Raw genomic sequence first — 13,018 nt, forward strand, 5'->3', positions numbered from 1 at the left:
GCTTCTGTGCCAGTCACCAGGCGGCCAGCCACAGTGCCGCCTCCGCATCGTCGCGCGCGCCGTGGCTGAGGCATCCGGCCGTCGCCGCGAGCTGTGTCTCCCGCCATGACCTGTCGCCTCGCGCCTTTCTGACCTCGGCGGTCCGGGCGAGCGCGCGCAGGGCCCAGATCTGGTCGTCGAAAGCGGCGCGGGAGTCGGCGAACGCCTCCTCGGCCCGCTGCCAATCGCGCTGGTCCTGGTAGAGCAGCCCCCGGCAGTAGGTGACCCGGGTCCTGCCCGGTGGATACTCCATCGCCTCGTAGATCTCCGCCGCGCCGTCCAAGTGCTGCGCTGCCTCGTCCCAGCATCCCTTGGCGCGTAAGGTCTCCGCCAGACTGATACGCGTGCGGGCCTCCCAGCGCCTGTCGTGCAGCTCCTGGAAGCCCATCAGCGCGTCCCGGAGACGGTCGAGCGCCTTGTCCCGATCGCCATGGCGTCGGTAGGCGTCTCCGAGGTTGCGCTGTACGACGGCGATGCCCCGCCGGTCGGCGAGTTCCTCGAAGATGGCCAGCGCCTCCCTGAGGGTGCTCACCGCCTCGCGCGTGCGGCCCATGTTCCGCCACAGGACGCCGAGATGACGCAGAGCGCGGGCTTCCCAGCGCCGGTCGCCCTCCTCGCGCAGAACCCTCAGCCCCTGCTGGTAGAGCGGTTCGGCCAGAGCGTAGTGGCACTGGTCGCGGTGGACGATGCCGAAGCGGATGCGGGCGCAGGCTGCGGCGTGCCGGTTGCCGAGCTCGTCGTAGATGCGGACGCACTCGGTGAATCCGTCGATGGCCTCCTGCCAGCGGCTGCAGCCACGGTAGAGGTCGGACAACCCGTTGAGCACCCAGGCGAGGTACGAAGGCAGGTCCCGTGACCGGAACTCCTCCAGTGCGCGCAGGAAATGGGCGATGCCTTCCTCCAGTTTGCCGGTGTAGCGGCAGGTGTCGCCGAGCATCGCCGCGGTGACGGCGACCCCCAGGCCGTCGCCCTCCTCCGCGAACATGGCGGCTGCCGCACTCAGCTCGCGCTCGGCGTCGTCGTACTCGCCACGGTCGCGGTGGAGCGTGCCGAGGTTCCGCCGCAGCGTGGCCTCGCCCACGCGACTGCCCTCCGCGAGGGCGGCCTCGAGCCCCAGTTGTTGCACACGCGTCCAGTCGGCCCAGTCGGTGGGCCAGTGCGGAAGACGCGCGATCACGTCGGCGAGCCGCCAGGCTTCGGCGTCGAGGCCGTGTTCCCGGGCGAGTTCTACGGTGGACAGAAAAGTGAAGCGTTCCCTCCGAACCCAACCGAGCGGATCGGCGGTCAGCACCTCCAGGGCGCGGGGCTCAGCCGGTACCTGACGATCCACGCCGCCCTTCGTCAGCAGAGCGGCTGCGTTCACCGTCAGGGCCGTGTACAGGGAGACCACGCGGGCAGCCGCCTCCTTGCGGGCGGCAGCTGATTCGTCCGTCTGGAGGCGCTCGCGCGCGAAGACCCGCAGCAGGTCGTGGAAGCGGTAGCGGTAGTTGCCCAGCGGGTCGACGCCCGCGGTCTCCAGCAGTTCCAGGTCCAGCAGGCCTTCCAGGTACCGCTCCGCGCTCTCGGTGGGCAGATCGGCGAGGGCGCCGAGGGTGACGGCTGAGAAGTCCTGGGTCTTGACGGTGCCGAGCAGCCGGAAGCAGCGTTTCAACTCGTCGCCGCAGGCTTCGTAGCTGAGTGAGAAGTTGGCGCGGACGGCGAGGTCGCCCACCTCGAGCAGGTCCAGTCTCCGCCGCTCGTCCCGCAGCCGGGTGGCGAAGGTCTCGATACGTTCCATGGGACGAGAGGAGAGGCGCGCACCGGCTATCCGCAAGGCGAGTGGCAGCATCCCGCACAGTTCGGCGACCTCTTCGACGTCCCGTGGCTCGGCCCGCGCCCGTTCCGCGCCGACGAGGGTCCTCAGCAGCGCGACGCCGTCCTCGCGGGTCATCACGTCGACCTGATGCATATGTGCTCCGGACAGCCCGGTCAGCCGTGCACGGCTGGTGATCAGCACCGCGCACTCGACACTGCCGGGCAGCAGCGGCCGGATCTGGGCCTCGCTGCCGGCATTGTCCAGCACCACGAGCACCCGACGCTCGGCGAGCTGTGCCCGATAGATCCTGGCCCGGTCGTCCACCGACTCGGGGATGCTGTCGGAATCGACGCCGAGTTCGTTGAGGAAGCGGGTCAGAGCCACAGCAGGATCCAGCGGGCGCGACTCGGCTCCGCGGAGGTTGACGTAGATCTGCCCGTCGGCAAAGTGCGAGCGCACGCGGTGGGCGACGTGCACAGCCAGCGTCGTCTTGCCCACCCCGCCCTTGCCGTACAGGGCGGCGATCGGTACGGCCGTGTCGGTGAGCCTGTTCAGCAGTGTCGCGGCGAGTTCGGCGGCCTGCTCGGAGTGGCCGGTGAAGTCCTCGATGTCCGGCGGGAGCTGGAAGAGGTTGCTGGTTCCGGGGAGGTTGCGCGCGTTGCTGTCTCGGATGCCCGCCACCTGCCGCGGGTCGATCTGCGCTTTGACCTGCCAGTAGGCGAGTCCGCCCGACAGGACACCGGCCAGTGTGGCGAGTGAGAGCTGCATCGTGGTGAGCTCCTCACCCGGCCCCCTTCCCGCGATGATGCCGAAGAAGATCGCCGCAGCGGTGACGCAGAAGGCGACTGTCGGGATGGTGTAACGGAAGCGCTGTGTCGAGGTCACCGCGGGGGGATCCGTCCTCCGTGTCCTGGCCAGGTAGCAGGATCATACGTGAACGCCCCTGTGGCGAAGGCGTTTACCTGAGACAGCCGTCTCGACTTCCGCCATCTGTCGTGATGTTGTCGACCCGGCGGTGCCAACTGTGCATGCAGCGATCGTTGGTTACACCGGCTCGCCGAGGAGCGTGCGGGGCAGCTGTGCCAGGGTGCTGATGCGCGGTATCCCGGTGGGTGCCGGGACGGTTCCGTAGCGGTCGAGCCAGATGCCGGTGAGCCCTGCGGTGGTGGCGGCCAGGGCATCGGTGTCCGGACGGTCACCGACGTACGCGGCTTCGTCCGGCCGTACGCCCAGCGCCTCACATGCGGCGTGGAAGGCTTCCGGGGCGGGTTTGGAGAGTCCCAGTTCATCGGCGCACAGCACGACCTCGAAGCGGTCGTGGATGCCGAAGGCGCGGAGCTTGCGTTCCTGGTCACGCAGGCCCGAGTTGGAGAGGATGCCGTGCCGGTAGCCAGGGGTGAGGGCGTCGAGGGCGGGGAGGACGTCGGGGAAGAGCCGCCAGGCCGCCTCGTAGCGCAGTTCGTAGCGGGCGTACCACTCGTCTGCTTCCTCGCTGGTCAGCCGCAGGCCGGGCCGGGCCACGGCGAGAACTGTGCGGACACGTTCGCGGCGGTGCTCCGCGAACGTGATCTCGTGGGCGAGGAAACGGCCGAATACCCGCTCCATGACGGCCCGCCAGTGCGCGAAGGCCGACTCGGGCGAGGCATACGCGACGAGGCAGCCCTCGGCCTCCAGATGGCCGAGGGCCGCCTCGCGGTCTGCGCTGTCGTAGTCGAAGAGGGTGTCGTCGATGTCCCAGATCACGGCGCGGATCGGCATATGGCAAACCGTACGTCGCCCGGCCACCGCCGCGTCGAGGGCCCTGGTGACGTCGAACCCGGACTTGAGCCCCGGAGCGACCCGACGCTGCGGTCACGGAGCGGGCCCAGCACCAGAACCGCGGCCACGCCCGAGGGCGGCGCGCTCACAGCTCCGCCAGCAGCTCCGCCTTCTTCTTCGTGAACTCCTCGTCCGTCACCAGCCCCGCCAGATGCAGATCCCCCAGGTGCCGTATCCGGTCCGCGATGTCCGCGGGGTCGCGGCGGGCAGGGGGTGCCGTCAGGGCGGGGGCTGGTGACTGGGCGCGTACGGACGCAAGGACCGCCGCCGCGAACGGCAGCGACTCGTGCACCGGGCCGTAGCCCAGGCCGAACACCACCGCCGCCGGATCCTGGTCCGCCTGCGGCGCGGGCGCGGGCGCGCACGCGCCGGGGCGCGGCAGCAGGCGCAGATAGCCGTCGAACGCCTCCGGGGAGCGCCATTCGACCCCGGTCAGTTCGGACACCGGCCAACTCTGGTCCCCCGCGTTCCACTTGGCGGTCGACGCCGCCGTGCGGGACCAGCGGAACCGCACGCGTGAGCCGTCGAAGGACGCCTTCCCGTCGTACGCCTTGAAGCCGAGCGGCGCGGGGGGCGCGGCGACCGCGTACCGTTCGGCCGGCCGGTCGGCGTCCGGGCCGAGCATGTCGCGCAGCGCGTCCGCGTAGTACTCGGCGAGCGTCTCGCGATCCACGGGCAGCACCAGCCGGTACGGGTCGCAGGCCTCCTTGAGCTGTCCCGCCGCCGCGTCCATCAGCGGGTCGGCTCCCGCTCTCGGCACGGCGTGCAGCACGACGGTCCCGGGCTTGCCCGGGGAGAGCGTCACCGCGGCCAACGCCTCGTGGGGGACGCGCCGTTCACGCAGGGTCGAGAAGAGCTTCGGCCTGCGGACCCCCCGATCGAAGCGGATGAGCACGGAGTCGGTCTCGAACTCCCAGGTGGCTTGAATTCCGGCCAGCACATCACCCATGTGCCTCATCGTATGCGGCCGACGCCGGTCCGTCGCCCCTCGTTGGCAAGCCCGTTCCCCGATGCTCTACGCGCGTTGGCCCGCGTCCTCGCCGTAAATACCGCTGCGACACGTGTCGGTGTCGCCCGCACAGCTGATGTCCTCGTACGAGCCGACGCCGATCTGGGCGAAGTTGCGGACGCTTTCGGTACCCGGCTCGAAATAGCCGGCATGGCCGATCGCGCGCTCCGCGGAGACGATCCGCGCACCGAACTCCGGTGTCACCGGGTCCTCGCCGTGTCCCAGCCCGCCGACCGCCAGGTGCGGCACGTCCTGGATCCAGTCGTCACCGTCGCGCGTGGCCCAGACGTGGGCGGCGGTGCCGAGCTCGGTGACGCTCTCCGCGCGCATCCCGGGGCTGCCGGCGACCGCGATGTCCTCGACCCGGGCGGGCAGCCGCCGGGCGGCGACGCCGCAGACCACGGAACCGTAACTGTGGCAGAACAGTGCGATCTTGGAGTTCCCGGGCAGCGCCTCGGTGAGTGCGCCCAGCCGCACCGCGCCGTCCTCGGCGAGCCGGCCGATCGCCGAGTCCATGCCGACACCGACCGGCGAGGTGTAGTCGGCCCAGGCGATGACGGCGGTACGGGTCCGGGGCGCGGCGATCCGTTGGGAGGCGTACAGGGACTGCGCCATGCCGACCGGCGCGGTGTACTTGCGGGCCGTCCGCTGGAACGTGAGCAGGTTGGTGTCGACGCCGGGGACGATCACCGACACCCGCTCGGCGCGGTCGAGGTCGCCGAACACCTCGGCGACGCGGCCGGGGCCCGTCGGGTCGAAGGAGAGGATCTGCCGGTCCGGGTCCATCAGCGCCTGGAAGCGGTGCATCCGCCGGACCGCCTCGTGATGGCCGTCCGCGGTGAGGTCCGCGTCGGCGACCCGTCGCCGCTCGGCCGCCAGCGATTCCGCGAGGGCGTGCCGGTTGGCCTGGTAGCGCAGGGTGACGGGCGCGCCGTTGAGGTTGCCCACGACGTGGGGAAAGTCGGTGGCCAGTCGCTCACCCCGGGCGCTGCCGATCGCTGCGAAGAACGCGGCGAGCCGGGTGGGCGCCGCGTCGGGCGCGGGCAGCGCCTCGGCGTCGATCCGGGCCTTGCGCCACCCCGCCAGTTCCGCGGCAAGCGCGGTGCGCGGGCCGCCCTGATCTCGTATGGCGGTCCAGCCGGTGGTGGCCAGCATCGTGAAGACCACCGCGAGGGCGAGCAGGGCACGCCAGACGGCCGGGGCGGGGGATGAGTCGAAAGAAGTCACTGCGGGACACCCTAGGAGACGGCCGGGCGCGCACGCGCAGAGGGTGAGGCAGATCACGTGTGAAGGGGGGAATGAAGGGGCACGAGGGTGACGTTCCGTGCGCGCGGCGTACGTATCGGCGTAACCTCCGCGCCCGCGCGCGACGTTGACGATCTCTGCGCCCGCCGCAAGCCCGCGGCGCGGGCCTGCCGCCGCGCGCCCTGCGGCGCGTCGGCCTCGACTGCCCGTGACGCCGGCCCTCATCTGCGTGGACCACCCGCACGCTCGGCGGGTCCAACCACCCGCCTTCCTGGCCCTCCCCGCCGATCGGGCGCTGCCCGAGGCCCTCTCGGCGGTCGTGTTGCCCGCAGCCCCCTTTCCGTTGACGGCGCGTGTGGCCTTGCGGACTTCCCCGGTTCGGGGCCGGGGGTTCCTCGGCGGTCGTCGTGGTTGTCCGCGCGCCAGCCGGGGCCGGGGGTTTCTCGGCGGTCGCGCGTACTTGCCCACCCGTCCGCTGACAGCGCGCGGCGGCCTCGCGGCCCAGCTCGGGGGGTCTGCTGGCGGGCGCCCTGATCACCACGTTCGGACCGCGTGTCCCCCTCGTCGGCGGCATGGTCTGCACGGCGGTCGCCATGTTCGGGATGACGGCCCTGACCGAGGGCACGGACACCCTGGTGGTGTCCCTGTGGTTCGCCCTGCTCGGCCTCGGTCTCGCGCCGGTCATGGTGGGCGCCACCGAGGTTATCGTCGGCAACGCCCCGCTGGAGCTCTCCGGCGTCGCCGGCGGCCTCCAGCAGGCCGCGATGCAGGTCGGCGGCGCACTCGGCACGGCCGTGCTGGGCGCCGTGATGTCCTCCAAGGTGAGCGGCGAATTCGCGGACAACTGGCAGGACGCGGGCATCCCGGTCCCACCGGACCCGCGGCTGGAGGAGGCCGCCGAGTTCGGCGCGGTGCCCGAGGAACTGGCCGGGGCACCGGGCATGACGCCGGATCTCGTCACCAGGATCGGTGACGTCATTCATGACACGTTCATGTCCGGCATGGGCCTGGCGTTCACCGTCGCCGGTGTCGTCGCGGTCGTCGCCGCCCTGGTCGCCACGCTCACCAAGCGCGGAGAGAACGCGGAGGCCGGAGCGGGCGGCGCCCACATCTGACGTCAACCGCCTGCGCGGCAGAGCCCCGCCGGGACTCCCGGCGGGGCTCTCACCTATCCGGGTGATCCACCCATCGCCCCCTTACGGGAGCGCGTCACCGCGGGTCAGGCTGCGATCAAGTGATCCACACGACATCGGGGGACGATCCGTCATGCGTACGACTGTGCTCGCGGCGGCCGCGCTGGCCGCCACCGCCCTGCTCGCACCCGCAGCCGCGTCCGCGGCCGCCCCGCAGCCGCGCCTTGGGGCCTGCTCGCCGGGGGAGCTGTGCCTGTGGCAGAAGCCGGACTTCCAGGGCATCCGCCAGGTGCATGAGATCTCGGGCACCGACATCGACAGCTGCCTCCCGCTGCCCGGCGGCGCGAGCGCGGCATCGCTCGCCAACCGGACGGGACGGCCCGTGACGACGTACCAGTCCGCGGAGTGCGCGGAGACGGGCGAGTTCGAGACCTATCCGGGCGGCGGCACCTGGGTGCCCGAATCGCCCTACCGGGTGCGGGCGTTCAAGATCTGGGAGAACTGAGGCCGCGGCCGGGCTCTTCCGAGTGCAACCCGGGGGCCTGGCGGATGTGACGCGCCATGCCGGTCCGTGCGCCCCTTGAGCGCATGGACCGGCGCCGACCGAGCGGGTGTCGTCGCCCGGCCCGCCGGGCCACCGCGCCGACCCGCGGACCGCGCCGACCGTGCTCCCCTGCACAGCCGTAGCCCGTGGCTCTACGCGGCGTCGTCGCCCGGCCCGCCGGCGACCTCGGCGACCGCGACCGGTCCGACCGGCCCGCCGGCGACCTCGCCGACCGCGACCGGTCCCACCGGCCCTTCCGATGCCCGGCTCGCCACCCCGGCCCCCTGATGTGGCACCGTTCCCGGCCCACCCCGTGCCGCGAGCGCTGTACCCGAAAGCCGCGCCACCTCCCGCCGCAGCTGCTTCACCTCGGCGGTCAGCGCCTCCAGCAGCGCGGTCTGACGGCGCTCAACTGCGTCCTCCCGCTCGAAGCGGGAGATGAACCAGGCGGCGATGTTCGCGGTCACCACACCGAGCAGCGCGATGCCCGAGATCATCAGCCCGACCGCCAGCAGTCGGCCGAGGCCAGTCGTCGGCGAGTGGTCGCCGTAGCCGACCGTCGTCATCGTCGTGAACGACCACCACACCGCGTCGCCCAGCGTCCTGATGTTCCCGCCGGGCGCGTCGCGCTCCACCTGCAGCACCGCCAGCGAACCGAACATCATCAGCCCCACCACCGCGCCGCCGACGTACGTCGTCAGCGTGATCTGCGTGGCCAATCGGGCCCGCCGCCCCACCAGCAGCAGGGTCGACACGAGCCGCAGCAGCCGAAGCGGCTGCACCAGGGGCAGGAGGACGGCGCACAGATCCAGCGGATGACTGCGCACGAACAGCCACTTGCCCGGCGCCAGGGCCAGCCGGACGAGATAGTCCACGGCGAACGCCGCCCACACCGCCCATTCGGTCACCGTGCACGCGTCGATCACCCATGCCTGCGCGCCGGGCGCCACGATCGGCACCGCGTACGCGACGGCGAACGCCACGGCGAGTCCCAGCAACGGCCCCTGGGTGTGCGCCTCCCAGCGCATCTGCGCCGTTCGTTCCTTCATGGGCGCATCGTAAAGGGGGGTGTGCGGGGACGAACCCCGCACACCCCCCTGTGTATCGGAGCGGCTATGCGTCGCCGCCGGCAGCGCCCGGTTCCGCCGCCGTCACGTCGAGCAGCTGGTAGCGGTCCACCGCCTGCTTCAGCACGCTGCGGTCCACCTTGCCCTCACGCGCCAGCTCGGTGAGCACCGCCAGCACGATCGACTGCGCGTCGATGTGGAAGTAGCGGCGGGCGGCACCGCGCGTGTCCGCGAAGCCGAAGCCGTCGGCACCCAGCGAGGAGTAGGTACCCGGCACCCAGCGGGAGATCTGGTCGGGCACCGAACGCATCCAGTCGGACACCGCGACGAACGGGCCCTCGGCCCCCGACAGCTTCTGCGTCACGTACGGAACCCGCTGCTCCTCCTCGGGGTGGAGCAGATTGTGCTCCTCGGCCGCGACGGCGTCGCGCCGCAGCTCGTTCCACGAGGTCGCCGACCACACGTCGGCGCGTACGTTCCACTCCTCGGCGAGGATCCTCTGCGCCTCGACGGCCCACGGCACGGCCACGCCCGAGGCCATGATCTGCGCCGGGATCGAGCCCTGCTCGCCCCGCCGGAAGCGGTGGATGCCCTTGAGGATGCCGTCCACGTCCACGTCGGCCGGCTCGGCCGGGTGCTGGATGGGCTCGTTGTAGACGGTGAGGTAGTAGAAGACGTCCTCGCCATGCGGGTGCTCGGCGTCGCCGCCGTACATCCGGCGCAGACCGTCCTTGACGATGTGTGCGATCTCGAAGCCGAACGCCGGGTCGTAGGCGACGCAGCCCGGGTTGGTCGAGGCGAGCAGCTGCGAGTGGCCGTCCGCGTGCTGCAGGCCCTCACCGGTCAGTGTGGTGCGGCCGGCCGTCGCGCCGAGCACGAAGCCGCGCGCCAGCTGGTCGGCCATCTGCCAGAACTGGTCACCGGTGCGCTGGAAGCCGAACATCGAGTAGAAGACGTAGACCGGGATCAGCGGCTCGCCGTGCGTCGCGTACGCCGAACCGGCCGCGATCAGCGAGGCCGTGCAGCCCGCCTCCGAGATGCCGTCGTGCAGCATCTGCCCGGTCGGCGACTCCTTGTACGCGAGCAGCAGCTCGCGGTCGACGGCCTCGTACTGCTGGCCCAGCGGGTTGTAGATCTTCGCACTCGGGAAGAACGAGTCCATGCCGAAGGTGCGGTACTCGTCGGGCGCGATCAGCACGAACCGCTTGCCGATCTCCTTGTCCCGCATGAGGTCCTTCAGCAGCCGGACGAATGCCATGGTGGTGGCGATCGACTGCTGACCGGAGCCCTTCTTCACGGACGCGTACGTCTTCTCGTCCGGCAGGACAAGCGGCTGGGACCGCACGACGCGGGTGGGCACATAACCGCCGAGCCCCTTGCGGCGGTCGTGCATGTACTGGATCTCCTCCGAGTCACGGCCCGGGTGGTAGTACGGCGGCGGCCCGGACTCCAGCTGGGCGTCGGAGATCGGGATGTGCAGGCGGTCGCGGAAGCGCTTGAGGTCGTCGACCGTGAGCTTCTTCATCTGGTGCGTGGCGTTGCGGCCCTCGAAGTTCGGGCCGAGCGTCCAGCCCTTGACCGTCTGCGCGAGGATCACGGTCGGCTGGCCCTTGTGGGCGCGGGCCGCCGAGTACGCCGCGAAGATCTTCTTGTGGTCGTGACCGCCGCGGCCCAGGTGCAGGATCTGCTCGTCGGTCATGTTCTCGACCATGGCGCGCAGCCGGTGGTCGTCGCCGAAGAAGTGCTTGCGGATGTACGCGCCGGTCTCGGTGGCGTACGTCTGGAACTGGCCGTCCGGCGTGGTGTTCAGCTTGTTGACCAGCACGCCGTCGCGGTCCTGCGCGAGCAGCGGGTCCCAGGTGCGGTCCCAGACCAGCTTGATCACATTCCAGCCGGCGCCGCGGAACTGCGACTCCAGCTCCTGGATGATCTTGCCGTTGCCGCGGACCGGGCCGTCGAGGCGCTGAAGGTTGCAGTTGACGACGAAGGTGAGGTTGTCCAGGCCCTCACGGGCGGCGATGGACAGCTGGCCCAGCGACTCGGGCTCGTCCATCTCGCCGTCGCCGAGGTAGGCCCACACATGCGAGTCGGAGGTGTCCGCGATGCCGCGGGCCTGCATGTAGCGGTTCATCCGCGCCTGGAAGATCGCGCCGAGCGGGCCGAGGCCCATCGAGACGGTGGGGAACTCCCAGAAGTCCGGCATCAGCCGCGGGTGCGGGTAGCTGGACAGGCCGTACGGCGCCTTCGACTTCTCCTGGCGGAAGCCGTCGAGCTGCTGCTCGGAGAGGCGGTCCAGCAGGAACGCGCGGGCGTAGATCCCCGGGGAGGCGTGCCCCTGGAAGAAGATCTGGTCGCCGCCCTTGCCGTCGTCCTTGCCGCGGAAGAAGTGGTTGAAGCCCACGTCGTACAGCGAGGCGGAGGAGGCGAACGTGGCGATGTGGCCGCCGACGCCGATGCCGGGACGCTGCGCACGGGAGACCATCACCGCGGCGTTCCACCGGGTGGCGTTGAGGACCTTGCGCTCGATCTCCTCGTTGCCGGGGAAGAACGGCTCGTCCTTGGTGGCGATGGTGTTGACGTAGTCCGTGCTGCGCATCTCGGGCACGGCGACGCGCTTCTCGCGGGCCCGCTCGATGAGACGGAGCATGAGATAGCGGGCGCGCTCGCGGCCCCGCTCGTCGACGGCTGCGTCGAGGGAGTCCAGCCACTCCTCGGTCTCTTCAGGATCGAAGTCCGGGACCTGGCTGGGAAGGCCGCCAATGATGATCGGGTTGCGATCGGATCCGGAAGCCACGCTGTTCCTTCGCTGTTCGGGGGTCTGCCGCGTGATGACGGGAAGACGCGCTGACGTGATGTCGGGGAGGCTGTCGCACCGCCTCCATCGTGTACCGCAGGAAGGCGTACGTCACCTCTACCGGGGGGTAACCCCCGGACTTCGTGACATCGGGCCGGAACTGCGGGCAGCACCATGGTCAAATCGCAACCATACGCCCAACCCGACCATGTGTTTCGTTCGGTCGTTCGGTTCCGATTGAGGGATCGAGGGTAGATATGCCGCAAGTGTGGCCGAAAGGTGTGGCCTCCTTAACGCAGAGGTCATCGGACACTGCCTGGAGTTGCGCCGAGACGGCCGCAAACGTCACCGTTTCGGCGGTCCGTACGGCCGGGTACTTGCGCGATCCGTCCCGCCCGTGTGGACTACGGCCAATGCCACGCGTACGCGCGCGGCCGAAGCATTTTCCGAAAACGATCAGGAGGCAAGCCGTGAGCGCGACCGCGGACCACGCGGAGGAGCGGACCAACCCGGCGGCAAGGCTGGGGTTCGAGCCCGGACAGGTGGTCCAGGAGATCGGCTACGACGACGACGTCGAGCAGGAGCTCCGTGAAGGGATCGAGGCCGTCACCGGCCAGGAACTCGTCGACGAGGAGTACGACGACGTGGCCGACGTCGTCGTCCTGTGGTTCCGGGACGAGGACGGCGACCTCACGGACGCACTGGTGGACGCCATCGGTCTGATCGACGAGGGCGGGGTCGTCTGGCTGATGACTCCCAAGACCGGCCGTGAAGGCTATGTCGAGCCCAGCGACATCAACGAGGCCGCCCAGACGGCGGGCCTGTCGCAGACCAAGAGCATCAACGCCGGCAAGGACTGGAGCGGCAGCCGGCTGGTCACCCCCAAGGGGGCCAAGTCGGGTAAGCGCTGAGCCGCCGAACCGCCGTGGGGCCCCCGCCGACAGTACGTCGGCGGGGGCCTTCCGCATGGGGCGTCTGTCTGCGGCGGACGCCTTCTGCGTAGGGTGGGCGTTCACCTGACCGGCTCACAGAAGGGATACGTTTTCCATGGCCATCGAGGTCGGTGACAAGGCTCCGGAGTTCGCGCTCAAGGACAACCACGGGCGCACCGTCACGCTCTCGGAGTTCCGCGGCGAGAAGAACGTGGTGCTCCTCTTCTACCCCTTCGCCTTCACCGGCGTGTGCACGGGCGAGCTGTGCGCCCTGCGCGACGAGCTGCCGGCGTTCGTCAACGACGACACCCAGCTGCTCGCGGTCTCCAACGACTCCATCCACACCCTGCGCGTCTTCGCCGAGCAGGAGGGCCTGGAGTACCCGCTGCTGTCCGACTTCTGGCCGCACGGCGACACCTCGCGCGCCTACGGCGTCTTCGACGAGGAGAAGGGCTGCGCCGTGCGCGGCACCTTCATCATCGACAAGGAGGGCATCGTGCGCTGGACCGTGGCCAACGCCCTGCCCGACGCCCGTGACCTGAACGACTACGTCAAGGCTCTCGACGCGCTCTGAGCCGGACCGCTCGGTGCGCCGTGCCGCGGCCCTTAGGGGTTTCCCTGGGATCGCCCGGAAATAGCACA

The 13,018-nt window shown here is 70.5% G+C and carries 9 protein-coding genes and 1 pseudogene; 4 read left to right on the plus strand and 6 right to left on the minus strand.

The features are described 5' to 3' along the window. Positions 1–13: 13 nt before the first annotated feature. The 4 genes from ACH5AF_RS03375 to ACH5AF_RS03390 form a co-directional block, all read right to left on the minus strand. The gene (locus ACH5AF_RS03375; protein WP_398899647.1) at positions 14–2,719 is read right to left on the minus strand and encodes an ATP-binding protein; all 2,706 of its coding nucleotides are present in this window, start codon (positions 2,717–2,719) and stop codon (positions 14–16) included. A 159-nt stretch (positions 2,720–2,878) separates the two neighbouring features. After that, a complete protein-coding gene (locus ACH5AF_RS03380) occupies positions 2,879–3,592 on the minus strand; it encodes an HAD family hydrolase (RefSeq protein WP_398899648.1) in 714 nt (237 codons plus the stop codon). Between the two features lie 145 nt (positions 3,593–3,737). After that, complete coding sequence (locus tag ACH5AF_RS03385; RefSeq protein WP_398899649.1) at positions 3,738–4,601, minus strand: DUF4429 domain-containing protein; 864 nt, start codon at positions 4,599–4,601, stop codon at positions 3,738–3,740. Positions 4,602–4,667: 66 nt separating this feature from the next. Beyond that, positions 4,668–5,888: an alpha/beta hydrolase gene (locus tag ACH5AF_RS03390; protein ID WP_398899650.1), complete on the minus strand. Its 1,221-nt coding sequence runs from the start codon at positions 5,886–5,888 to the stop codon at positions 4,668–4,670. 536 nt (positions 5,889–6,424) lie between these two features. Between ACH5AF_RS03390 and ACH5AF_RS03395 the strand changes: the two are divergent. After that, positions 6,425–7,021: pseudogene (locus ACH5AF_RS03395) on the plus strand (MFS transporter); the annotation flags it as partial. 151 nt (positions 7,022–7,172) lie between these two features. After that, positions 7,173–7,544 (plus strand): peptidase inhibitor family I36 protein, encoded by a 372-nt coding sequence (locus tag ACH5AF_RS03400; protein ID WP_398899651.1) that lies wholly within the window; start codon positions 7,173–7,175, stop codon positions 7,542–7,544. Positions 7,545–7,735: 191 nt separating this feature from the next. On the opposite strand, the gene ACH5AF_RS03405 is transcribed toward ACH5AF_RS03400, so the two are convergent. Together ACH5AF_RS03405 and aceE are read right to left on the minus strand one after the other, a co-directional pair. Beyond that, positions 7,736–8,632, minus strand: a complete 897-nt coding sequence (locus tag ACH5AF_RS03405; protein WP_398899652.1) for a potassium channel family protein — start codon at positions 8,630–8,632, stop codon at positions 7,736–7,738. Between the two features lie 64 nt (positions 8,633–8,696). After that, positions 8,697–11,444 (minus strand): pyruvate dehydrogenase (acetyl-transferring), homodimeric type, encoded by a 2,748-nt coding sequence (gene aceE, locus ACH5AF_RS03410; protein WP_398899653.1) that lies wholly within the window; start codon positions 11,442–11,444, stop codon positions 8,697–8,699. 470 nt (positions 11,445–11,914) lie between these two features. Between aceE and ACH5AF_RS03415 the strand changes: the two genes are divergently transcribed. Together ACH5AF_RS03415 and ACH5AF_RS03420 are read left to right on the plus strand one after the other, a co-directional pair. After that, complete coding sequence (locus ACH5AF_RS03415; RefSeq protein WP_215180468.1) at positions 11,915–12,355, plus strand: DUF3052 domain-containing protein; 441 nt, start codon at positions 11,915–11,917, stop codon at positions 12,353–12,355. A 136-nt stretch (positions 12,356–12,491) separates the two neighbouring features. Then, complete coding sequence (locus tag ACH5AF_RS03420) at positions 12,492–12,950, plus strand: peroxiredoxin (protein WP_398899654.1); 459 nt, start codon at positions 12,492–12,494, stop codon at positions 12,948–12,950. Positions 12,951–13,018: the final 68 nt, after the last annotated feature.

The sequence above is a fragment of the Streptomyces sp. NPDC018833 genome (genome assembly GCF_044390825.1).
In the GTDB taxonomy this organism is placed as follows: Bacteria; Actinomycetota; Actinomycetes; order Streptomycetales; family Streptomycetaceae; genus Streptomyces.

What these genes read in the sequence shown, in the direction of transcription:
- ACH5AF_RS03420 (WP_398899654.1), top strand. Translation starts at nt 12,492, where the DNA reads ATGGCCATCGAGGTCGGTGACAAGGCTCCGGAGTTCGCGCTCAAGGAC.
- ACH5AF_RS03380 (WP_398899648.1), bottom strand. Translation starts at nt 3,592, where the DNA reads ATGCCGATCCGCGCCGTGATCTGGGACATCGACGACACCCTCTTCGAC.
- ACH5AF_RS03385 (WP_398899649.1), bottom strand. Translation starts at nt 4,601, where the DNA reads ATGGGTGATGTGCTGGCCGGAATTCAAGCCACCTGGGAGTTCGAGACC.
- ACH5AF_RS03405 (WP_398899652.1), bottom strand. Translation starts at nt 8,632, where the DNA reads ATGAAGGAACGAACGGCGCAGATGCGCTGGGAGGCGCACACCCAGGGG.
- ACH5AF_RS03400 (WP_398899651.1), top strand. Translation starts at nt 7,173, where the DNA reads ATGCGTACGACTGTGCTCGCGGCGGCCGCGCTGGCCGCCACCGCCCTG.